Annotated in this window: 25 protein-coding genes; 12 read left to right on the top strand and 13 right to left on the bottom strand. The window is 69.7% G+C overall.

Annotation, left to right across the window (positions count from 1 at the left end; genetic code table 11):
- Nucleotides 1–39: 39 nt before the first annotated feature.
- Genes qcrB through ctaE form a run of 4 tightly spaced genes read right to left on the bottom strand, consistent with a single transcriptional unit; the run spans nucleotide 40 to nucleotide 4481 of the window.
- Nucleotides 40–1839: a cytochrome bc1 complex cytochrome b subunit gene (gene qcrB / locus BLT19_RS13645; protein ID WP_091494038.1), complete on the bottom strand. Its 1800-nt coding sequence runs from the start codon at nucleotides 1837–1839 to the stop codon at nucleotides 40–42.
- A 56-nt stretch (nucleotides 1840–1895) separates the two neighbouring features.
- Nucleotides 1896–2975: a cytochrome bc1 complex Rieske iron-sulfur subunit gene (gene qcrA / locus BLT19_RS13640; RefSeq protein ID WP_091491267.1), complete on the bottom strand. Its 1080-nt coding sequence runs from the start codon at nucleotides 2973–2975 to the stop codon at nucleotides 1896–1898.
- A gap of 41 nt (nucleotides 2976–3016) precedes the next feature.
- Nucleotides 3017–3817, bottom strand: a complete 801-nt coding sequence (qcrC, locus tag BLT19_RS13635) for a cytochrome bc1 complex diheme cytochrome c subunit (protein WP_091491265.1) — start codon at nucleotides 3815–3817, stop codon at nucleotides 3017–3019.
- A 19-nt stretch (nucleotides 3818–3836) separates the two neighbouring features.
- Entirely contained in the window at nucleotides 3837–4481 is a 645-nt protein-coding gene (gene ctaE / locus BLT19_RS13630) for an aa3-type cytochrome oxidase subunit III (protein ID WP_091491263.1), read from the bottom strand.
- Nucleotides 4482–4611: 130 nt separating this feature from the next.
- On the opposite strand from ctaE, the gene trpD reads away from it, so the two are divergent.
- Together trpD and BLT19_RS13620 are read left to right on the top strand one after the other, a co-directional pair.
- A complete protein-coding gene (gene trpD / locus BLT19_RS13625; protein WP_091491261.1) occupies nucleotides 4612–5670 on the top strand; it encodes an anthranilate phosphoribosyltransferase in 1059 nt (352 codons plus the stop codon).
- 65 nt (nucleotides 5671–5735) lie between these two features.
- Entirely contained in the window at nucleotides 5736–6737 is a 1002-nt protein-coding gene (locus tag BLT19_RS13620; RefSeq protein WP_091491258.1) for a PHP domain-containing protein, read from the top strand.
- Here the strand turns inward: BLT19_RS13620 and BLT19_RS13615 are convergent.
- The 4 genes from BLT19_RS13615 to BLT19_RS13600 form a co-directional block, all read right to left on the bottom strand.
- On the bottom strand, nucleotides 6726–7055 hold the full coding sequence (locus tag BLT19_RS13615; RefSeq protein ID WP_091491255.1) for an SHOCT domain-containing protein: 330 nt from the start codon (nucleotides 7053–7055) through the stop codon (nucleotides 6726–6728). The two genes, BLT19_RS13620 and BLT19_RS13615, sit on opposite strands and share 12 nt — an antisense overlap.
- A gap of 137 nt (nucleotides 7056–7192) precedes the next feature.
- Nucleotides 7193–7855, bottom strand: coding sequence for a response regulator (locus tag BLT19_RS13610; protein WP_091494035.1), 663 nt, complete (start codon nucleotides 7853–7855; stop codon nucleotides 7193–7195).
- The gene (locus tag BLT19_RS13605) at nucleotides 7852–9030 is read right to left on the bottom strand and encodes a sensor histidine kinase (RefSeq protein ID WP_091491253.1); all 1179 of its coding nucleotides are present in this window, start codon (nucleotides 9028–9030) and stop codon (nucleotides 7852–7854) included. The genes BLT19_RS13610 and BLT19_RS13605 overlap by 4 nt, the downstream gene beginning before the upstream one ends.
- Before the next feature lie 89 nt (nucleotides 9031–9119).
- Nucleotides 9120–10052 (bottom strand): 5'-3' exonuclease, encoded by a 933-nt coding sequence (locus BLT19_RS13600; RefSeq protein WP_091491251.1) that lies wholly within the window; start codon nucleotides 10050–10052, stop codon nucleotides 9120–9122.
- A gap of 59 nt (nucleotides 10053–10111) precedes the next feature.
- On the opposite strand from BLT19_RS13600, the gene BLT19_RS13595 reads away from it, so the two are divergent.
- Nucleotides 10112–10411, top strand: a complete 300-nt coding sequence (locus BLT19_RS13595) for a putative quinol monooxygenase (protein WP_091491248.1) — start codon at nucleotides 10112–10114, stop codon at nucleotides 10409–10411.
- A gap of 7 nt (nucleotides 10412–10418) precedes the next feature.
- Here BLT19_RS13595 and BLT19_RS13590 read toward each other — a convergent pair whose 3' ends face one another.
- Both BLT19_RS13590 and BLT19_RS13585 read right to left on the bottom strand, forming a co-directional pair.
- A complete protein-coding gene (locus BLT19_RS13590; protein ID WP_091491245.1) occupies nucleotides 10419–11168 on the bottom strand; it encodes a hypothetical protein in 750 nt (249 codons plus the stop codon).
- Entirely contained in the window at nucleotides 11159–11695 is a 537-nt protein-coding gene (locus BLT19_RS13585; protein WP_091491242.1) for a hypothetical protein, read from the bottom strand. Before BLT19_RS13585 ends, BLT19_RS13590 begins: the two co-directional genes overlap by 10 nt.
- A gap of 79 nt (nucleotides 11696–11774) precedes the next feature.
- Between BLT19_RS13585 and BLT19_RS13580 the strand changes: the two genes are divergently transcribed.
- Complete coding sequence (locus BLT19_RS13580; protein ID WP_091491238.1) at nucleotides 11775–12158, top strand: hypothetical protein; 384 nt, start codon at nucleotides 11775–11777, stop codon at nucleotides 12156–12158.
- A 5-nt stretch (nucleotides 12159–12163) separates the two neighbouring features.
- Here BLT19_RS13580 and BLT19_RS13575 read toward each other — a convergent pair whose 3' ends face one another.
- Nucleotides 12164–13201, bottom strand: a complete 1038-nt coding sequence (locus tag BLT19_RS13575) for an FUSC family protein (RefSeq protein ID WP_091491235.1) — start codon at nucleotides 13199–13201, stop codon at nucleotides 12164–12166.
- Nucleotides 13202–13248: 47 nt separating this feature from the next.
- Between BLT19_RS13575 and BLT19_RS13570 the strand changes: the two genes are divergently transcribed.
- The 5 genes from BLT19_RS13570 to BLT19_RS13555 all read left to right on the top strand — a co-directional run bounded on the left by BLT19_RS13570 (nucleotide 13249) and on the right by BLT19_RS13555 (nucleotide 16123).
- A complete protein-coding gene (locus tag BLT19_RS13570; RefSeq protein ID WP_091491233.1) occupies nucleotides 13249–14025 on the top strand; it encodes an isocitrate lyase/PEP mutase family protein in 777 nt (258 codons plus the stop codon).
- Between the two features lie 42 nt (nucleotides 14026–14067).
- Nucleotides 14068–15162, top strand: coding sequence for an NAD(P)-binding domain-containing protein (locus BLT19_RS13565; protein WP_091491230.1), 1095 nt, complete (start codon nucleotides 14068–14070; stop codon nucleotides 15160–15162).
- Nucleotides 15163–15304: 142 nt separating this feature from the next.
- A complete protein-coding gene (locus tag BLT19_RS18205; RefSeq protein WP_331710712.1) occupies nucleotides 15305–15496 on the top strand; it encodes a YchJ family metal-binding protein in 192 nt (63 codons plus the stop codon).
- The gene (locus tag BLT19_RS18200) at nucleotides 15412–15588 is read left to right on the top strand and encodes a YchJ family metal-binding protein (RefSeq protein ID WP_331710694.1); all 177 of its coding nucleotides are present in this window, start codon (nucleotides 15412–15414) and stop codon (nucleotides 15586–15588) included. Before BLT19_RS18205 ends, BLT19_RS18200 begins: the two co-directional genes overlap by 85 nt.
- 37 nt (nucleotides 15589–15625) lie before the next feature.
- On the top strand, nucleotides 15626–16123 hold the full coding sequence (locus tag BLT19_RS13555) for a DUF427 domain-containing protein (RefSeq protein WP_091491227.1): 498 nt from the start codon (nucleotides 15626–15628) through the stop codon (nucleotides 16121–16123).
- 8 nt (nucleotides 16124–16131) lie between these two features.
- Here the strand turns inward: BLT19_RS13555 and BLT19_RS13550 are convergent, their stop codons facing one another.
- Nucleotides 16132–16875 (bottom strand): LON peptidase substrate-binding domain-containing protein, encoded by a 744-nt coding sequence (locus tag BLT19_RS13550; RefSeq protein ID WP_091491224.1) that lies wholly within the window; start codon nucleotides 16873–16875, stop codon nucleotides 16132–16134.
- A 46-nt stretch (nucleotides 16876–16921) separates the two neighbouring features.
- Here BLT19_RS13550 and BLT19_RS13545 point away from each other — a divergent pair, with 46 nt between their 5' ends.
- From BLT19_RS13545 to BLT19_RS13535, 3 genes are read left to right on the top strand one after another with little or no spacing between them, the layout of a single operon-like run.
- Nucleotides 16922–17212 (top strand): homocysteine S-methyltransferase family protein, encoded by a 291-nt coding sequence (locus BLT19_RS13545; protein ID WP_157681864.1) that lies wholly within the window; start codon nucleotides 16922–16924, stop codon nucleotides 17210–17212.
- A 17-nt stretch (nucleotides 17213–17229) separates the two neighbouring features.
- The gene (locus tag BLT19_RS13540; protein ID WP_091491219.1) at nucleotides 17230–17871 is read left to right on the top strand and encodes an SDR family oxidoreductase; all 642 of its coding nucleotides are present in this window, start codon (nucleotides 17230–17232) and stop codon (nucleotides 17869–17871) included.
- Entirely contained in the window at nucleotides 17868–18212 is a 345-nt protein-coding gene (locus tag BLT19_RS13535; protein WP_231917663.1) for a TraR/DksA family transcriptional regulator, read from the top strand. The genes BLT19_RS13540 and BLT19_RS13535 overlap by 4 nt, the downstream gene beginning before the upstream one ends.
- A 33-nt stretch (nucleotides 18213–18245) precedes the next feature.
- Here the strand turns inward: BLT19_RS13535 and BLT19_RS13530 are convergent, their stop codons facing one another.
- Entirely contained in the window at nucleotides 18246–19775 is a 1530-nt protein-coding gene (locus BLT19_RS13530) for a carboxylesterase/lipase family protein (RefSeq protein ID WP_091491216.1), read from the bottom strand.
- Nucleotides 19776–19959 lie beyond the last annotated feature (184 nt).

Raw genomic sequence — 19959 nt, 5'->3', positions numbered from 1 at the left:
CTGCGAGGAAGCGCCAGGCGCCGTCGGAATACTGCCGAGTCAGCTCGAGGGCTTGTCGTCCTTACCGGTCCTGCCGGACTCCGGGATGATCACGTTCGAGGGACGCACCGCCGTCTCCGAGCTGTGTCCGTCATCGAGTGGGACGTGGGGCGCATCGGGCACGCCCGCGCGCTCGTGTGCTCCCTGCAGCTCCGCGTCCTCTTCGGTGGCGATGTGCTCCAGCTCGTGGTGCTGGTGTGCGAGCGCCGCATCGAGTTCGGGCTGCGTGACAGGGGAGAGGCGATCCTCGAAGAACCACCGCGAGATCGACGCGCGGATGTTCTCGTGCCATGGGATGCGACCGCGCGAGTTCGGGCGAACGACCAGCGGCTCGTAGTTCTCGTTGTCGACCAGCTTCCACCGCTCGTACTCGTCGACGGGCTGGTGGACCTCGATGTACTCGCCGCCGGGGAGGCGGACGATACGGCCCGACTCGTAGCCGTGCAGAGCGATCTCACGGTCCTTCTTCTGCAGCGCGATGCAGATGCGCTTGGTGACGAAGTACGCGATGACCGGGCCGAGGATCAGCAGCGCCTGGAGCGTGTGGATGACACCCTCCATCGTCACGTAGAAGTGCGTGGCGATGATGTCGGAGGATGCCGCGGCCCACAGCACGGCGTAGAAGGTGACACCGGCCGCGCCGATCGCGGTTCGGGTCGCGGCGTTTCGGGGGCGCTGCGCGATGTGGTGCTCGCGCTTGTCTCCGGTGACCCACGCTTCGATGAAGGGGTAGATCAGGACGAGGACGATGAACAGGCCGAGGCCGCCGAGCGGGATCAGGATGTTCCACGACCAGGTGTGGCCGAGGAACACGCTCTCCAGGTGGGGCGGCACCAGGCGGAGGGCGCCGTCGGCGAAGCCGATGTACCAGTCCGGCTGCGTACCGGCCGAGACCGGCGACGGGTCGTAGGGCCCGTAGTTCCAGATCGGGTTGATCGTGAACAGCGAGGCGATGAGCACGATCACACCGAAGGTGATGAACAGGAAGCCGCCCATCTTCGACATGTAGACCGGCATCATCGGGTAGCCGACGACGTTGCTGTTCTTGCGGCCCGGGCCGGCGAACTGCGTGTGCTTGTTGATCACCATCAGCATGAGGTGCAGCACCAGCAGGGCGACAAGGATCGCGGGGAGCAGGAGGATGTGCAGCGTGTAGAGGCGTCCGACGATCGCGGTCCCAGGGAATTCTCCACCGAACAGCAGGAATGAGATCCAGGTGCCGATCACCGGGATGCCCTTGACCATGCCGTCGATGATGCGCAGGCCGTTGCCGGAGAGCAGGTCGTCGGGGAGGGAGTAGCCGGTGAATCCTTCACCCATCGCGAGGATGAACAGGATGAAGCCGATCACCCAGTTCAGCTCACGGGGCTTGCGGAACGCACCGGTGAAGAAGATACGCAGCATGTGCACGCCGATGCCGGCGATGAACACGAGGGCGGCCCAGTGGTGGATCTGGCGGACGAGGAGCCCACCGCGGATGTCGAACGACAGCCGGAGGGACGAATCCAGCGCGGCCGACATCTCCACACCGCGCATCGGGATGAACGCGCCGGTGTAGTGGGTCGGAACCATCGAGGCCTGGAAGAAGAACGTCAGGAACGTTCCCGAGAGCAGGACGACGACGAAGCTCCACAGCGCGATCTCACCGAGCATGAACGACCAGTGGTCCGGGAAGATCTTCCGGCCGAGCTCTTTGACCATGCCGGAGAGGCTGGTGCGCTCGTCGATGTAGTTCGCCGTCGCGCCGAGGAAGCGGCCGCCCAGGGGGTTGCCGTTCTTGCCCGCCGGGATGGTGACCAGGTCCTCCTTGACGGCGGGTTCCTGGGTGAGGTTTTCAGTGGGGTGAGTCGAGGTGCTCAATGGCGCTCCCAGAAGCTCGGACCGACGGGCTCGGTGAAGTCGCTGCGCGCGATGAGGTAGCCCTCGTCGTCGATCGTGATCGGAAGCTGCGGCAGCGGACGGGCGGCGGGGCCGAAGATGACGGCGGCGCCGTTTGCCACGTCGAACTGCGACTGGTGGCATGGGCAGAGCAGGTGGTGCGTCTGCTGCTCGTACAGAGCGACAGGGCAGCCGACGTGCGTGCAGACCTTGGAGTAGGCGACGATGCCGTCGTACGACCAGTCGGCGCGCTCGGGCGTCTCGGTGATCTGCTCGGGCAGCATCCGCATCAGCAGGACGATCGCCTTGGCCTTCTCCTCGAGGTACCCCTCCTCGTGACCGAGTTCGGCCAGGGCGGCGGGGATCACGTGCACGGCCGAGCCGAGGGTGACATCCGCAGCGCGGATGGGCGTTCCCTCGGGGTCGTGGGCCAGGCGCATCCCCTCTTCCCACATCGTGTGGCTGAGGAGGAAGACCGGGTTTCCGGCGTTGGGGCGCTCGGGGGTGTCCTGCGGCGCGAGACCGCGGAACAGCACGATCCCCGGGGCGACCGAGGCGATGACGGCGGCGATCAGTGAGTTGCGGATCATCACGCGGCGGCCGAAGCCGGACTCCTCGTTCGCGTCGGCGAACGCCTGCACCGCGGAGGCGCGGGTCGTGTCACGACCGCGCGTGGCGTGACGGGGCTCGCTGAACTCCTTGTCGGACATCACGGCCTTGGACCAGTGGATGGCGCCGATGCCGATCGCCAGCAGTGCCAGGCCGATGCCGAGCCCGATGAAGAGGTTGTTGTTGCGGATGTCGACGATCTGGCCGCTCTCGATCGGGAAGATCATGTAGGCCGCGATGGCCCAGATGCTCGCGGCGACCGAGAGGTAGAACAGCGTGTACACCGTGCGGACCGCGCGCTTCATGACCGCGGGGTCCTTGTCCGTCATGCGCTGACGGTGCGGCGGGAGCTCCGGGGTCAGCACCGGGTCCGGGACCGCGACGGCGAGCCCGGGCGAGGGCTTCCAGGAAGCCCTTTCATGCTCGAGCGGGTCGTCCTCGTGTGCCATGGGGTGCTCCTCGTGCGTGTCTGTGCTCGTGCGTGGGGGGATCAGTTGGACTTCGCCGTGATCCACACGGTGAGTCCGATGAGGGAGCCGATCCCGAAGATCCAGATGAAGAGGCCCTCGGAGACGGGGCCGAGCGAGCCGAGCGAGAATCCGCCCGGTGACTCGTTCTGCTGCAGATACAGCAGCGACGAGATGATGTCGCGCTTGTCCTCGGCCGTGAGGGTCAGGTTGTTGAAGACCGGCATGTTCTGCGGGCCGGTGACCATGGCCGCGTACATGTGCAGGGCGCTCGTGCCGCCCAGCGACGGGGCGTACTTGCCTTCGGTGAGGGCGCCGCCGGCAGCGGCGACGTTGTGGCACATGGCGCAGTTGATGCGGAACAGCTCGGCGCCCCGGGCGACATCGCCTTCTCCGTCGAGGATCTCCTCGTCGGGGTAGGTCGGGCCGGGCGCCATCGACTGCACGTACGAGGCCATCGCCTTGATCTGGTCCTCGGTGAACTGCACCGGCTTCTGCGGGGCCTGCGGGGCCTGCGCCTGCAGGGGCATGCGGCCGGTGGCGACCTGGAACTCGACGGACAGCTCGCCCACGCCGTACAGCGAGGGGCCGGTGTCGCTGCCTTGGAGGTCGAGTCCGTGACAGGTCGCGCAGTTGGCCTGGAACAGCTTCTTGCCGTCTTCGACGGTGAGCGCCGAGGCGACGGTGTCGTCGGAGCCCGCCGCCATCGCGGCGGAGGCGCCGGCGTATACGCCGCCTGTGATCAGGAGGCCGATGCCGATGAGGGCGGCCGCTGCCCAGGGGCTACGGCGTCCGGATGAGCGGCGCTTGGTCTCGCGTGCCATTTCGGGTTCAGCTCCGCTTCTATTTCAGGAAGTAGATGACGAGGAACAGGGCGATCCAGACGACGTCCACGAAGTGCCAGTAGTACGACACGACGATCGAGGTGGTCATCTCCTTGCGCCCGAAGTTCTTGACGGCATAGGCGCGTCCGATCACGAGCAGGAAGGCGATCAGGCCTCCGGTCACGTGCAGGGCGTGGAAGCCGGTGGTGAGGTAGAACGCCGATGCGTAGGAGTTCGCATTGATCGGCATGCCCTCGGCGACCAGCTGGGCGTACTCCCACACCTGGCCGGAGACGAAGATCGCGCCCAGCGCGAAGGTCAGGAAGAACCACTCGACCATGCCCCAGCGCTGCCAGAACGAGTTCGACTTGACCGTGTACGGCTGGAACCGCTCGGCGGCGAAGACGCCCATCTGGCACGTGACGGAGGACAGCACGAGGATGATCGTGTTGACCGTCGCGTAGGGGATGTTCAGGAGCGAAGACTCCTGTGCCCACAGTTCGGGGGAGGTGCTGCGAAGGGTGAAGTAGATCGCGAACAGACCCGCGAAGAACATCACCTCGCTGCCCAGCCACACGATCGTTCCGACAGCGACCGGATCGGGACGCTTGACGGAGCGCATGGCCTGAGAGTAGGTCGCTGGCGTGGTCGTCACGCTCCCCATTATGGCCGATCTTTGGGCAGGGAGTTTCGCATCCGGGACAGCGATTCGGCAACGATTCGACTTAGGTCCGCCTAAGAGGAAGCCCCGAGTCTGCTGAGAGCTGCCGCCTCCCGCAAGTAGGCTCGACGGCATGGCAGAGCTCTCCACCTGGCCCGATGTGCTGACCACGCTGCTGGAGCGTCGTGACCTGAGCGTGTCGGAGTCCACGTGGGCCATGCGCCAGATCATGGCGGGGTCGGCGACGCCCTCTCAGCTGGCCGGATTCCTGGTCGCGCTCCGGGCCAAAGGCGAGACCGTGGATGAGATCGTGGGCTTCCGCGACGCCATCCTGGAGGCCGCGCTCCCGCTCCCGGTGGATGCCAACGTGCTCGACATCGTCGGCACCGGCGGCGATCGGTTCGGCACGGTGAACGTGTCCACCATGGCGGCCGTGGTGGCCGCGGCATCCGGGATCCCCGTCGTCAAGCACGGCAACAAGGCGGCCAGCTCCGCGTCGGGATCCTCCGACGTGCTCTCGGCGCTGGGGCTGGACCTGACGATCACTCCCGACCAGGTCGCCGAGACGCTCTCCCGGGCCGGGATCACGTTCGCCTTCGCCTCGGCCTTCCACCCCGGGTTCCGCCATGCCGGCCCGACCAGAGCCGAACTCGGCGTGCCGACGGTCTTCAATTTCCTCGGACCGCTGTGCAATCCCGCCCGCGCCGAGGCCAACGCGGTCGGCGTCGCGCACCTGGACCGCGTTCCCCTCATCACCGGCGTGTTCCGCACGCGCGGTGCGACGGCGCTGGTCTTCCGCGGCGACGACGGGCTGGACGAGCTGACCACCACCGGGCACAGCCGGGTGTGGGAGGTCAGCCGCGGCGACATCCACGAGCACGACCTCGATCCCCGGGACCTCGGCATCCCGCTCGCCGACATCGACGACCTTCTGGGTGGTGCCCCGGACCACAACGCAGCGATCGTGCACCGGGTGCTGAGCGGCGAAGCGGGCCCCGTCCGGGACATCGTGCTGCTCAACGCCGCGGCCGGCATCGTCTCGTTCCGGCTGTCGCAGGACGCCGGCCAGGTGCAGCGGCCGATCCTGGAGCGCCTGGCCGAGGGGAAGGATGCCGCGGCCGCGGCGATCGACAGCGGTGCTGCCGCCCGCAAGCTCGAGGACTGGGTCCAGACCACCCGATCGTTCGGATGAGCGTCCTTTCCACGGCCGTCGTGCGGCGATAGCGTGAAGCCCATGGGCTGCGGCACGGTGACGAGGTGAACCCGCACGACGCGCTCACCGAGATCGCGACGCTCCTCGAACGCGAACGGTCCTCGCGGTACAAGTCGAAGGCGTTCCGGACCGCAGCGGACACCATCGAAGGGCTCAGCGACGCACAGCTGCGCGACACCGCCGCGCTGAAGCGGCGCAAGGGCATCGGCGACTCGACGTTCGCCGTCATCCAGGAGGCGCTGGCGGGAGGGGTTCCGTCGTATCTCGTCGATCTTCGTGAACGCGCAGGCGTGCAGCGCGAGTCGACGCTGCGGGGGCTCCTGCGCGGCGATCTGCACAGCCACAGTGAGTGGTCTGATGGGCTGACCTCGATCGATCTCATGGTCGAGGCAGCCCGGAATCTGAAGCACGAATACCTGGCGCTGACCGACCATTCGCCCCGGCTCCGAGTGGCCAACGGCCTGTCGCCGGAGCGGCTGCGCGAGCAGCTGTCGATCGTTGCAGACCTCAGCGGCGACGGCTTCACGCTGCTGTCGGGCATCGAGGTCGACATCCTCGAGGACGGCACGCTGGATCAGGAGCCGGATCTCCTCGACGAGCTGGACGTGGTGGTGGCCTCGGCGCATTCCAAACTGCGCATGGAGCACGGCCCGATGACGCGCCGGCTGGTGCGGGCGGTCTCCGACCGCCGCGTGGACGTCCTCGGCCACGTGACCGGCCGGCTCGTCGAGGGCTCGCGCGGGACCCGCCCGCAGTCGAGCTTCGACCCGCGCGCCGTGTTCGCCGCGTGTGCGGACGCGGGAGTGGCGGTGGAGATCAATTCCCGCCCCGAACGGCAGGACCCGCCCGACGAGCTGATCGCGATCGCCCTGGAACTCGGATGCCTGTTCTCGATCGATTCGGACGCGCATGCGCCCGGCCAGCTCTCGTTGATCGACTACGGGGCCGAGCGGGCCGAGCGCTCCGGCGTGCCGCCGGAGCGCATCGTCACCACCTGGCCGCTGGAGCGGCTGCGGGAGTGGACCGGGCGCCGCTCAGGCTCCTGAGGCACCGGCCGCGTTCGCACGCAGGACTTCGAGCCGGGCCCGGTACTCGACCTCGTCGATGTCGCCCTTGGCGAACCGCTCGGCGAGCGTCGTCTCGGCCTGACGGGCGGGAGCCGTCCGCCCGTACGGTCCGTAGCCGTTCTGCGCCGCCGAGCGCCGCCACCGGCGTCCGAAGATGGCGAACAGCGTTCCGAACAGCAGGACCCAGAACAAGGGGATCAGCAGGAACCACCACCCGAAGCCCGGACCCCACGGGCCGAAGTGGGTCGGGGCGTGTGCGGCCGCCGCTGCGGTGAGGGCGGAGATGGTCGTGGACATGTGCTTCCTCTCGGTTCCCCGTCGCCGCGCAGCCCGCGGCGGATCGGATGCTCCGAGTCCACACGTGGCGGGGCGTCGGCGAATCCGACCGGCGGACGAACCCGGCTGCTCCCGCCGGAGTACCGCGGTGATCGGCGCTACTGCCAGCCGGGAGCGACCAGTCCGGACTCGTACGCGGTCACGACCAGCTGCACGCGGTCGCGGGCGTGCAGCTTCTGCATGATGCGCGAGACGTGCGTCTTGGCGGTGAGCGGCGAGAGGAACAGCTGCGCGCCGATCTCGTCGTTCGTGAGCCCGTGACCCACCAGCCGCAGGACCTCGGTCTCGCGCTCGGTGAGCCCAGCCATGCGGGCCGGGTCGTGCTCGTCGCGAAGGCCTGCGGCCGCGCGCTCGAGGAGGCGCCGCGTGATCCCCGGGGAGAGCAGGGCATCGCCGGCGGCGACCACGCGCACCGCGCGGATCAGCTCGACGGGTTCGGTGTCCTTCACGAGGAATCCGCTCGCGCCGGCCCGGATCGCCCGCGCGACGTATTCGTCCAGCTCGAAGGTCGTGACGATGATGACCCGCACATCCCGGAGGGAGGGGTCGGCCGCGATCTGCTCGGTCGTCCAGAGTCCGTCGCCGTCCGGCGTCCGGATGTCCAGCAGCGCCACATCCACGTTCTTCCGCCGGATCGCCTCCAGCAGCGCCTGCCCGCCGGAGGCCTCGGCCACGACGTCGATGTCGGGCTCGGAGGCCAGCAGCGCACGGAATCCGGCGCGCACCAGCTGGTGGTCGTCGGCGATGGCGACGCGGATCACGCGGCGCCGGCCCACGGCAGTCGAGCGATGACCGTCGTTCCACCGGTGGTACCGGAGGACAGCGAGACCTCGCCGCCGGCGAGCTGTGCACGCTCGCGCATGCCGCGGATGCCCGCACCCTCGAAGCCGCCCGACGCGGTGCCGGTGCCGTCGTCGTCGACGGTGACCACGAGCGCATCGTCCTCGCCCTCGGCGCGCCGCTCGAGCGTCACCGCTGCTCTGGTCGCACCGGAATGGCGGACCACGTTCGTGAGCGACTCCTGGGCGATGCGGTACGCCGCGGTCTGCACCGCGCTCGGAGGCAGTGCCCCCGCGAGTCGGTCGTGAAGGGTCACCGTCAGCCCGAGTGCCGACCGCTGGTCGACGAGCCGGCCGAGATCGGCCAGCTGCGGCTGCGGGGTGAGCGGCGCGGTGCGCGGGGAGGCGTCGTCGCCGCGGAGGAATGAGAGCACACCGCGGACCTCGTCCAGTCCGGTCGCGCTGAGGCCGCGGATGCTGGCGAGTGCCTCGCGCGCGCGCTCCGGCTCGCGGTCGAACAGGTGCAGTCCAACGCCGGACTGCACGGCGATCTGGCTGAGGGAGTGGGCCAGCACGTCGTGCAGTTCGCGCGCGATCCGGGCGCGCTCGTCCTGTTCGGCGGCCCGCCGGCGCTCGACGAGTTGCGCGCGATGCGCTCTGCCACGCTCGAGGCGTCGTCGCACGCCCTCGCCGACCGCGAAGCACAGCGCGAGCGCGAGCGTGGTCAGGGCGACCCGCAGGGGGTGCACGCGGACATCGAGCACGCCGGCGGTCACGATCGCGGCCAGCCAGGCCGAGCCGACCGAGACGAGCGCCCAGGCGCGGGCGCCGCGGATGATCGCGCCGACGATGGCGAACGCCAGAGCGAGGAACGGCGGGCTCGCGTCGGGCGGCACGAACAGATCCGCGAGGGTCAGGGCGGACACGACGGCGACGGTCGGACCGGGCCAGCGGCGCGCGCCGAGAAGGGCGAAAGCGGATGCCGCGGCCAGCGCGACACTGCCCGCGGCGAACCGCGGTGGCACGCCCTGCCACGCGCAGATCGCGATGGTCCCGACGACCTGGACCAGCAGCGCGAGGAAGACCGGAACGAGGAGGGTCACCGCGGGCGGTGGCCGGAAACGCGACCCGGATTCTTCCCAGAGCTCTCCCGGCATGCGCTCGATCGTACGCCGGGCACCCTGGGCGTTTCGTCCGCCCGGGGGAGTGGGCGGAGCGCTCGGATACTCCCTTGGGAGTATGCCGGTCAGCGGGCGCCTGCCGCTCCCAGCGCGTCGATGATGCGCGTCATCGCCGTCCCCAGCGCCCACCGGTCGGCCAGGGCCGCGGCATCCGCTCGGGTCTTGTCGTCGGGTGCTCGGACGCGGGAGTCGACCTCGCCGAGGTCGAGGTCCTTCGCGACGGCCACCACGGTCGGTGCAACCTCGAGGTAGGGCAGTGCGGTGGTGATCTTGGACTGCAGACCCGCCGACATCCCCTCGCCGGCTTCGGCGGCCGCGATGATGCCGGCCAGGTCGCCATGCGCCGCCAGGAGCGTCGCTGCGGTCTTCTCGCCGATGCCGGCGACGCCGGGCAATCCGTCCGACGCGTCGCCGCGCAGGGTGGCGAAGTCGGCGTACTGCGTGGGCAGCACCCCGTACTTGCCGACGACGGTCGCGTCGGTGACCACTTCGAGGTTGCTCATCCCTCGGGCGGTGTAGACGATCCGCACGTCGCGGGAGTCATCGACCAGCTGGAACAGGTCACGATCTCCGGTGACGACGTCCACGGGGAGGGTCGCGAGGGTGGCGAGCGTGCCGATCACGTCGTCGGCCTCATGCTCGGCGGCGCCGATGATCGGGATGCGCAGCGCGTCGAGCGTCTGCCGGATGATCGGCACCTGCACTTCCAGCGGGTCGGGGACGACCTCGACGTCGGGACCGGCGGCCACGACTTCGGCGACGCGATGCGTCTTGTAGGTCGGGATCAGATCGACGCGCCACTGCGGACGCCAGTCGTCATCCCAGCAGGCGATCAGGTGGGTCGGCTCGTACATCGTCACGAGCTTGGTGATGATGTCCAGGAAGCCGCGGACGGCGTTGACCGGTGTGCCGTCGGGGGCGCGCACCGTGTCCGGTACGCCATAGAACGCGCGGAAGTACAGCGAAGCGCTGTCCAGGAGCATCAGTCGATCGGCCATGACGCCAGAGTATCGACAGCGCGCGACGCGATGCGGGTGGTCGGTGCCAGACTCGGCGCATGACCTTCGCGAACATCGGCAGTCTGGGCACCGTTCCGGGAAAGCGAGACGAGTTGGTGACGCTGCTCACGCGGCCGAGCGCGGAACTGGCCGCGATCGGATGCCTGCTCTACGAGGTCGGCGTCTCCGACGATGAGCCGGACACGGTCTTCGTGGCCGAGCTGTGGGAATCGGCCGATGCGCATCGCGCGTCGCTGGATCTGCCGTCGGTGCAGGCGGCGATCGCCGAGGCGCGACCCCTGCTGTCCGGCGTGATGGGCGGCACGCGGTTCGAGGTCGTCGGCTCGCCGTTGCGCTGAGCCCGGTTCAGCAGCCTGGACCTGTTGGATACTCGATGCAGGTCTTGTCCACGAGCGCAGTGCGCACCTCGACGACCCGGACGTCGTAGCCGCCCGTCGTGGACTCGACGAAGCCCGCGACCGGGCGCCAGCCGGTTCCGAAGTCGACCGCGGCGCTGTAGAGCACGGTCACCGCGACGACGTAGGTTCCCCGCGCGGCGTAGGCGTGACTCGTCGAAGTCGGCGTGAACTGCGCCTGACCGAGGTCTGCCCAGGACGCACCGCCGCTCGGCGCCTGTTGCGACGTGCCGTCGCCGTAGTCGAAGCGGAACGCGACGGGGGTGAAACCGACGACGACGTCGTGATCGAGCAGGCGGCCGGGGATGGACTGTGCGGATGCCGCGGCCACGACATTCGTCGGCATGCCGACCACTCCCACGCCGGCGGGCTCACCGCGGAGCGTCGGGCGTGCGGGGACGAACGACACGAGGTCGGCCAACGTGACGTCGGGAAGACCCACCACCGTGTAGTCGAGGTCGCAGCGGTCGAAGAAGCAGTCTTCTTGAGGCGCTGGTGCGCTGACGTCGTCGGCGCCCTCGTTCTGGTCGTCGCTGAACTCGCTGCCGGGATTGGTGATGCCGGCGCCGATGTCGATCTGGGAGCCGGAGTTCCCTACTTCGCACTGAGTCCAAGCAGACTCGAGACCGCAGCCGTTGGCGGCTACTGCTGACGGGACAAGGCCAGCAACTGCGAGCACGACGGCGAAGATCAACCGCACGTTGAGTCGTCCTTTGCCTCGCTGGAGGCGATCGCCAGTCCGCTCGGCGTGGCGCTGGTATTGAAGGTCACTATTGCCGCCTGGCGATCCTTCCGAGTTGATGGAACGACGGATTGTCCGTCAGCGTCCGTGACCATCACAGCCGTTACATCGAGACATAGCTCGGCCGTTACGGTCGCCGCCGCTTTGCTCGGAGAGAAGTCGGTTGGAGTGAAGTTGTCGAATTCGCTCACGCCCGTGACTGTCCACTGGTCCGCGTGCATCTGTGTGAACGTCTTGCGCGCGCCGGCGTTCGCCTCGCCCGTCGTCCAGGCGTAGACGGGCTCGAACGTCTCGGGATCACTCAGGTCCACCTGGTTCAGCGCGTCGACATAGGCGCGATACGTCTCCTCGGCGGCCGCGAACGCCTCGTCCTCAGTCGCGAAGCCAGCGGGCGTGGGCGTCGGCGCGGGCTGAGGCGTGCATCCGCTCAGCGCAGCCGATGCCAGCACCAGCGCCACGGTCAACGGGAGCAGCCGGGGAATCACGCCACAACGGTAGCCGTGAACACGCGGTGTCCGCCGAACTTATCCACACCGTTCGAGGCGGCGCTGTCATACTGTCCGCGTGAAAACCTCGAAGCTCCTCGTCGCCTCTGCCGTCTTCGCGCTCTCCGCCGGGCTCAGTCTCGGCTTGGGCGGCTGCGCCCAGGGCGATACGCCCGTGATCGCGCCCGTCACGATGGACGCCAACGACCTGCAGGGGGCGACCGTCGACCTCGTCGTCGGCCAGGTCCTGAACATCAACACCGGCGACCTGGCAGTGGACAGCTACACCGGCGAGGTCGAAGACGGCTCGGTCGCCGAGTTCGTCGCCGGCCGCGAGGAGGGCGGTACGACGTACAACCCGGGCGTGACCGCGCTCGCCGAAGGCTCCACCACCGTCGTGATGACCAACTCCGACGGCGGCATCCAGCCGCTCGAGTTCACCGTCGAGGTCTCGGCGAAGTAGTCCCGCTACGCCGGCTCGCGGAGCGCCTCGTGGATGCGGCGGAGGTCCTCCAGCAGCGAGCCGATCAGGACCCAGTGGTCCGCCGACGGTGCGTGGATCGCCAACGGTGCAGTCAGGGCGGGAGGCTCGGGGTCCAGCGGCTGGCTGGCGGCCGCGGCATCCGCTCGGTGCACACCCAACCGCACGTCGTGCGCGGCCCGTCGAAGCTGCTCGGCGATCGCGCGCACCGCGGGTTCCTGCGGGATGGTCGCGTCGTAGTGGTCGTACAGCGCACGGGTCATGCCGATCGTCTGGGTCACGATGGGTCCGATTCGATCCAGCAGCCCTTGCGTCGCCTCGAGGCGTTCGCGATGCGCGCGACTGCGCGGATTGAGCATGAGGGACTCGGTGGCCACGTCGATCGCCGCGTCCGCGGCATCCCGCATCGGCCTCATCAGGCGCGCCTGCACCATCAGTTCCTCCAGCTGTCCACTCGACTGGGGCGTCTGCAGTGCCGTCGCGAGCCTCTCCAGTGAATCGGCCAGCTCGTCGCCGAGCGCCAGGGCGGACGTCCGCGCCGGTGTCACCGACACCGGCGGAACCAGTGCGAGGTTGATCAGGATGCCGATGACGGCGCCGATGAGGGTCTCGAGCACCCGGTCCAGCGCATACGACGGGGTCGCCGTTCCGAGCGAGAGAACCAGAAGGGCGCTGATCGCGACCTGGTTCGAGGTCCCCGGCGTCATCCGCAACGCCCATGCGATCAGCAGCGCGATCACTGTCGCGACCAGGATCACCCAGGTGGATCCGCCAAGCGCGATCCCCAGGAGCGAGGCGATGACGACGCCCATGATGACGCCGACCGTGCGCTCGAACGCCTTGGTGAGCGTCTGGTTCAGGCTCGGCTGCACGATCAGCAGCGCGGCGATCGCGGCGAACACGGGCGGAGGCCCGGGAATCAGCCAGCCCGCGACCAGCCACGCGGCGACCGTCGCGATCGCCGACTTCGCCACCTGCAGAAGCGGCGCGCGCTGCGCGGACCGGACGCCTGTGCTCACTCGCATGTTCCGAGCGTAGGCCGACCTCCCGCAGGCCCCGCTAGCGTTGAACCATGACCACTCAGATCGAAAAGGCACAGACCCTGGCCGCCCTGCACGCGGCTCCCGAGATCCTCAGCGTCGTCAACGTCTGGGACGTCGTCTCGGCCAAGACCATCGCCGCCCTTCCGGGGACGAAGGCCCTTGCCACGGCCGGCCACTCCATCGCGGCGACCTTCGGATACGAGGACGGCGAGAACATCCCGCTCGAGCTGATGCTGGACATGGTGCGACGCATCGCCGAGTCCACCGACCTGCCCGTCTCGGCCGATCTCGATTCCGGTTTCGGAAACCCCGGCGAGACGGCACGCAAGGCGATCGCCGCCGGCGCAGTCGGCGCCAACATGGAGGACCGACTGCGTCCGCTCTCGGACTCGGTCGCCGCCGTGGCAGCGGTCATCGCCGCCGGTGAGGCCGAAGGCGTTCCCTTCGTCCTCAACGCCCGCACGGATGCGTTCGTCCGTGCCGGGGACCGCCCGCTGGAGGAATCGATCGCCGACGCCATCACCCGCGGACGCGCCTACCTCGACGCCGGCGCGGACATCGTGTTCGTTCCGGGGATCCTTGATGCCGATGTCACCCGGCAGCTGGTCGAGGGCATCGGCGAGCGCAAGATCAGCGTCATCGGCCTGCCCGGGTCGCTCTCGTCACGCGAATACCAGGACCTCGGCGTGGCACGCATGTCCTACGGGCCGATGACGCAGCGTGTCGCGCTCACCGCGCTGCAGGACGTGGCATCCGAGCTGTACGGCGGCGGCGTCATCCCCGCGTCGACACGCGCGCTCAACTGAGCCGAAGGGAATCGGCCCGCTCGGCACGGTGTTGACACGCGCGTGGAGCCCGTACCCGTCGACGTCGCGGTGATCGGCGCTGGCCAGGCGGGCCTGTCGGCCGGCTATCACCTGCAGCGTCGGGGATACGTGCCGCTCGCGCGTGCAGCCGCCGGGGAGCCGGCGTTCGTCGTCCTCGATGCGAACGCCGGCCCGGGCGGTGCATGGCAGCACCGCTGGCGTTCGCTGCGCATGGCGACGGTGAACGGCATCCACGAGCTGCCCGGCTTCGCCGTGCCGCCGGCGGATCCGGACGCGTCGAGCCGCGATGTGCTGCCGCCGTACTTCGCGGCGTACGAGCAGCGCTTCGACCTGGACGTGCGCAGGCCGGTGAAGGTGAGCGCGGTGCGCCGCGCCGATGACGACCCGCGCGGACGCCTGATCGTCCAGAGCGATGCCGGCAGCTGGGCCGCCCGGTACGTGATCAACGCCACCGGCACCTGGACGCGGCCGTTCTGGCCGCATTATCCGGGGCAGCAGCGGTTCCGCGGTCGTCAGCTCCACGTCGCCGACTACGTCTCGGCCGACGAGTTCGCCGGCGAGCGGGTCGTGATCGTCGGCGCGGGGATCTCGGCGATCCAGCTGCTCGATGAGATCTCCCGGGTCGCCCGGACCTTCTGGGTGACCCGTCGCGAGCCGGACTGGTCGGACGAGGCATTCGACATCCCCGCGCGCGTCGCGGCGATCGCCGGTGTCGAGGAACGGGTCCGGCGTGGCCTGCCGCCCGGCAGCGTGATCGCGGTCACCGGCATGCACTGGACGCCCTGGGCGCGCGCGGCGCAGGAGCGCGGAGTGCTGGTGCGGCATCCGATGTTCACGGCGATCGAAGAGGACGGCGTGCGGATGCCGGACGGTTCGTTCGTGCCGGCGGATGCCATCCTGTGGGCCACCGGCTTCCGGGCGGCCGTGGACCACCTCGCCCCGTTGCGGCTGCGGACCCGCGAGGGCGGGTACCGGGTGTCGGACGGGCGGTCGATCGACGAGCCGCGCCTGTTCCTCATCGGCTACGGGCCGTCCCAGTCCACGATCGGCGCCAATCGCGCCGGCCGGGCTGCGGTCGCCGCAATCGTGGCCGAGCGGACCCCTGTGGTTGTCTGAGTGACGTGACGTGACGTTCGGATCGGCAGCTTCCTCCGGCGCGCGCGCCGACGACCGCTGCCCCTGCGGGAGCGGGGCGCTGTTCAGCGGATGCTGCGCGCCGGTTCTCGCCGGCGGCGCTGCGACGACGCCCGAACAGCTGATGCGGTCGCGGTACACGGCGTTCGTGCTGGGGGACGCCGATCACCTCGAACGCACCTGGCATCCGCGCACCCGCCCCGAGCGCGTGCAGATCGATCCGGGTCTGACGTGGACCGGCTTGCAGATCGACCGCTCGACGGGCGGGGCCGCTGGGAGGCGGCCGGCACGGTCGAGTTCCGCGCGTCGTGGGTGACGCGCTCGGGGGAGCGCGGCGTCCTGCGCGAGACCAGCCGGTTCGAACGGCGCGGCGGTCGCTGGCTCTACCTCGACGGCGAGGTCTTCTGACCGCCCTGAGACCGGCGATCGCGCGTAGCGTGGACGCATGTCGCGACCACAGCCCGATCCCGTCGCCCCCGGCCAGGAGTCGGTCTGGGACTACCCGCGACCGCCGCGGATCGAGCGGGTGGACCGCACCGTGGCGATCGACCTCGGCGGAGTGCGCATCGTCGAGACCGGTGATGTCGTCCGGGTCCTGGAGACGAGCCACCCGCCCGTCTACTACCTGCGGATCTCCGACTTCCGCGCGGGTTCCCTCACTGCCGCTTCCGGCAGCTCGTTCTGCGAGTTCAAGGGGTCTGCCCGCTACCTCGATGTGCACGGCGGCGATCAGACCGCTCCCGGTGCCGCGTGGAATTACCCGAATCCCTCGCACGGCTACGGTCTGCTGGCCGATCGGGTGGCGGTCTATGCCGCCCGGATGCAGCAGTGCAGCGTGGACGGTGAGATCGTCGCGCCGCAGCCCGGCGGCTTCTACGGCGGATGGGTGACGGCCGACCTCGCCGGCCCCTTCAAGGGCGTGCCGGGTTCGATGGGGTGGTGAGCGCAGGCTCAGCGGGGCGGTGAGTCTGTTCCGGATGCCGCATCCGGGTCGGTCTCGTCGGGCTCCTCATCGTCCGGTCCGTCGTCCTCGGCCGCCTCGGCATCCTCCAGCAGCTGACCGAGCGCGGCGTCGAACTCATCGCCGCGCGGCACCGCCGTCAACGCGGGCTCGGCGGCCAGCGTGAGGTCGATCAGCTCGCGCAGCAGCCCGCCGAGGCTCGTCGATGCGAGGAGGTGCAGCTGGTCCAGTTCGCCCAGGGGAGCGATCGCCGAGAGCTGCCAGCTGGATTCCAGCGGATCGTCGGAGAGTTCGATGTCGGGGTCCCAGCGGACATCGGAGAATTCCGCTGCGCGCGAGAGCACCCGCCGCACGATGCGCTCCGCCTCGTCGCGCAGGGGAGTCAGGGCGTCGTCCCAGACGAGCGGCGGCAGCTCGCGCACCGCCGCCGTCGGATACGGCTCGTCGTCGAGCCACTCGCGCACCTCCACCCGCGTCCCGCCGACGGCGATCACGTGGATGTCGCTCTCGCCGGCCATCACGTTGGTGATGCGCGCCATCGTGCCGATTCCGAAGCGCTGGTCGCCGCCGCCGGCCTCGCTGCCGCGTTCGATCAGCACCACGGCGAACTGCGGGTCCTCGTCGTCCAGCAGTCGGCCGAGCATGATCAGGTAACGCTCTTCGAAGATCCGCAGCGCCAGTGGCGTATGCGGGAAGAGCACGGTACCGAGGGGGAACATCGCGACGTCCGCCATGCCTCCAGTCAACCAGCGATCGACCGGCGGAGGGTCTGCGGGACGGATGTCGGACACCGCCGTTACCGATCGGGTCGAGGCGATCCCGTCCCTCGCGGAGTTGGAGGCCGTCTGCCGCGAGCTGGACGGCCTGGGAGCTCGCGCATGGATCAGCGTCACGGTCGCGGGCGGCGCGCTGCGGACCGGGGAGTCGCTGCGGGACGCCTTCGCGATCGCGGCATCCGTCCCCGAGGTGCTGGCGGTCGGGGTCGACTGCTGTGCGGTCTCGGAGATCACCGACATCGCCGGCAGGCTGGCGGCGACCCGGGGCGCCTCGCCGGCCCCTAGCCTGGACTGACGAACCAAGGAGCACCCATGTCACGGATTCTGATCATCGGCGGTCACGGAAAGATCGCGCTGCTGCTGGCGCCACTGCTCGTGGAACGCGGCGATGACGTGTCCTCGGTGATCCGCAACCCCGATCACACTGCGGATGTCGCCGCGACGGGCGCGACCCCCATCGTGGCCGATGTGCAACAGCTCGACGAGGCAGGGCTCGCAGACGTCATCGCCGGTCACGACACCGTGATCTGGTCGGCGGGGGCAGGTGGCGGCAGCCCGGAGCGGACGTACGCCGTCGACCGCGACGCCGCGATCCGATCGATGGATGCCGCCGCGACGGCGGGTGCACGGCGCTACGTGATGGTGTCCTACTTCGGGGCCGGACGCGACCACGGCGTCCCGCCCGAGAATCCCTTCTTCGCATACGCCGAGGCGAAGGCGGCCGCCGACGAGCATCTGGAAGCGACCGCGCTGGAGTGGACCATCCTGGCCCCCAGCACCCTGACGCTGGATCCGCCGACCGGCCGGATCGATGTGGCGGCGCTCGAGTCCGAGTCGGTGGGACGTGCCGACGTCGCCCTGGTCATCGCTGCCGCGCTCAACACCTCCGCGACCGTCGGGCGCACCATCCGCTTCAACTCCGGCGACGTCTCGATCGCCGACGCCCTCGCGTGAGCATCGACCCCGCCCGCGGGATCACCCTCCGCGCCGCGGAGCTGAACGCCCGCCTGCGGTCGCTCGAGGAGCAGCTCGCCGCGATCCGGAACGCGCGCAGCGACGCGACGGCCGACGACGAGCACGATCCGGAGGGGTCGACGCTGTCCTCCGAGTGGTCCGGCGTCGAGGGGCAGCGCGCCGACGTCGCGCGAGAGCTTGCGGGCCTGGGCACGGCGCTGGAGAGAGTGGCCGCGGGCACCTACGGGATCTGCGCGTCGTGCGGTCGGCCGATTCCGCCCGCGCGGCTGGAGCTGCTGCCGGGCGCCACGCTCTGCGTGCCGTGTGCGAGCGGTCGCTGAGCCGCAGGCTCGTTCCGTCCGGAGCACGGTCCGTCAGGGGAACGCGAGCACGTCATCGCCCCAGCCGGCGCGCAGCGCCGCGTCCAGGTCCGCGGCGACGCGATCCTCGGTCTCGATGACGAGGGTCTCGCGCGCCGCCGGCTCGTAGGGGGGCCAGGGCGGTGCATCCGCGGCATCAGGTGCTCGTCCGTGCGCGAATGCCGTCCATCGCGTGCGCACGCGCGCGGAGATCCGCTCCGCGGTGCGCCGCCCGCCCAGCCAGAACGTCGGGTCCTTGCGTGCCGTGGAGAAGTTGCCCCACACGTAGGGCAGCTCGGCGCCGTGCGTGGCGCCCAGCCCGATCAGATCGAGGGAGCGGGTCGCGTGGTCGAAGCGGTAAAGCCAGACCGGCGCCGCCGCGGAATGACCCTCGGCGATCCACAGCGACGGGAGGCGGAAGGCGATGTCGCGCGCGATGCCGAGGCCGAGCAGCCTCTGACGCACGCCCTCATAGCCGGCCAGCACGTCGTCGCGGGCGGGCAGCTGCACGTCGGGATTCTCCGCGCGCATATCCGCGAACATGCGCTCGATGTCGGCCCGGGTGACGGGCATCAGCGGACTCTTCATGTACCGGAAGAACGACGCCTCGTCGCGGTTCGTGCCGATCATCAGCGGCACCGGCAGACCGCGTCCCGACTTCAGCACGGTGACCGGCGCCTCGGGGACCAGGTCGCCGTCGACGATCGGGGCGAATGCGAGCGTGCCCGGCGCCTCGGTGGGGACCGCGGAGTACACGGCCATGCCGGCCCGGACGATATCGGAGATGGATAGGTCACGGACGGATGCCGCGTCCGTGCCCGCCTCGCGGAGGAACTGCTCTGCGACCTGCCGGGATCTCGCCGTCCCGTACATGCTGGTCGCCGGCGAGGATTCGGCGATCGCGCGGGAGAACAGGCCGTCCGCGCTCGGGGTCGCCAGCAGCGTCGTCACCAGCCCGCCCCCTGCAGACTCGCCGAACACGGTGACCCGGTCGGGATCGCCGCCGAAACCGGCGATGTGCGCCTGGACCCACCGCAGCGACAGCAGGATGTCCTTCAGCGCGAGGTTGCCGTCGAACCGACGTTCCGGCGTGCTGAAGGACGACAGGTCGAGGAAGCCCAGCGCGCCGATCCGATAGTTGACCGTGACGACGACGACATCGCCGTCGGTCACGAGCCGGCGGGCGTCGTACATCGGCTGGCTCGACGAGCCGAACGTGTACGCGCCCCCGTGCACCCACACCATGACCGGGCGCTGCCCGTCGACGCCGGCGGGACGCCAGACGTTCAGGAACAGGCAGTCCTCGTCCTGAACCGCGTCGGGGCCGAGGTTCAGCGCGGGGTTGGTCAGCTGCGGCGCCACCGGTCCGAAGCGCGTGGCGTCCACCGGGCCGGCGCCGTCTTCGGCCGGCAACGGATCGCGCCAGCGACGCTCGCCCACGGGCGGCTCGGCGTAGCGGATGCCGCGGAACACGTCCACACCGTCCAGCGATGTTCCATGCACCGTCGCCGCGCCGAGCGGGGCGGTGGGGGAGGCCTCGGTCATGGTCTCAGCGTAGGGCCGGGCATAATGCACTCGCCCCGCGCGTTCTGGTACCCTTGAACGTCACTCGTGTGGCTCTACAGCCATGCCCGCATGACTCGCAATCAATCCACCCGCTTCGGTTCGGAGCATCCGTTCGCCCTCGTGCGGCCGGCCGGACCTGGCCCGACACCAATCCAACAAGGAC

It is taken from the genome of Microbacterium pygmaeum, assembly GCF_900100885.1.
GTDB classification, from domain to species: Bacteria; Actinomycetota; Actinomycetes; order Actinomycetales; family Microbacteriaceae; genus Microbacterium; species Microbacterium pygmaeum.
The sequence above is the reverse complement of the archived record's forward strand: the minus strand, read 5'-3'. Positions and strand labels throughout refer to the sequence as shown.

Bases quoted from the DNA above. Each gene is read 5' to 3' on its own strand.
- BLT19_RS18205 (WP_331710712.1), top strand. From the start codon at position 15,305: ATGCGGTCGCGGTACACGGCGTTCGTGCTGGGGGACGCCGATCACCTC.
- BLT19_RS13595 (WP_091491248.1), top strand. From the start codon at position 10,112: ATGACCTTCGCGAACATCGGCAGTCTGGGCACCGTTCCGGGAAAGCGA.
- BLT19_RS13545 (WP_157681864.1), top strand. From the start codon at position 16,922: ATGTCGGACACCGCCGTTACCGATCGGGTCGAGGCGATCCCGTCCCTC.
- ctaE (WP_091491263.1), bottom strand. From the start codon at position 4,481: ATGGGGAGCGTGACGACCACGCCAGCGACCTACTCTCAGGCCATGCGC.
- BLT19_RS13540 (WP_091491219.1), top strand. From the start codon at position 17,230: ATGTCACGGATTCTGATCATCGGCGGTCACGGAAAGATCGCGCTGCTG.
- qcrC (WP_091491265.1), bottom strand. From the start codon at position 3,817: ATGGCACGCGAGACCAAGCGCCGCTCATCCGGACGCCGTAGCCCCTGG.
- qcrA (WP_091491267.1), bottom strand. From the start codon at position 2,975: ATGGCACACGAGGACGACCCGCTCGAGCATGAAAGGGCTTCCTGGAAG.
- BLT19_RS13555 (WP_091491227.1), top strand. From the start codon at position 15,626: ATGTCGCGACCACAGCCCGATCCCGTCGCCCCCGGCCAGGAGTCGGTC.
- BLT19_RS13570 (WP_091491233.1), top strand. From the start codon at position 13,249: ATGACCACTCAGATCGAAAAGGCACAGACCCTGGCCGCCCTGCACGCG.
- BLT19_RS13530 (WP_091491216.1), bottom strand. From the start codon at position 19,775: ATGACCGAGGCCTCCCCCACCGCCCCGCTCGGCGCGGCGACGGTGCAT.
- trpD (WP_091491261.1), top strand. From the start codon at position 4,612: ATGGCAGAGCTCTCCACCTGGCCCGATGTGCTGACCACGCTGCTGGAG.
- BLT19_RS13605 (WP_091491253.1), bottom strand. From the start codon at position 9,030: ATGCCGGGAGAGCTCTGGGAAGAATCCGGGTCGCGTTTCCGGCCACCG.
- BLT19_RS13575 (WP_091491235.1), bottom strand. From the start codon at position 13,201: ATGCGAGTGAGCACAGGCGTCCGGTCCGCGCAGCGCGCGCCGCTTCTG.
- BLT19_RS13550 (WP_091491224.1), bottom strand. From the start codon at position 16,875: ATGGCGGACGTCGCGATGTTCCCCCTCGGTACCGTGCTCTTCCCGCAT.
- BLT19_RS13615 (WP_091491255.1), bottom strand. From the start codon at position 7,055: ATGTCCACGACCATCTCCGCCCTCACCGCAGCGGCGGCCGCACACGCC.
- BLT19_RS13600 (WP_091491251.1), bottom strand. From the start codon at position 10,052: ATGGCCGATCGACTGATGCTCCTGGACAGCGCTTCGCTGTACTTCCGC.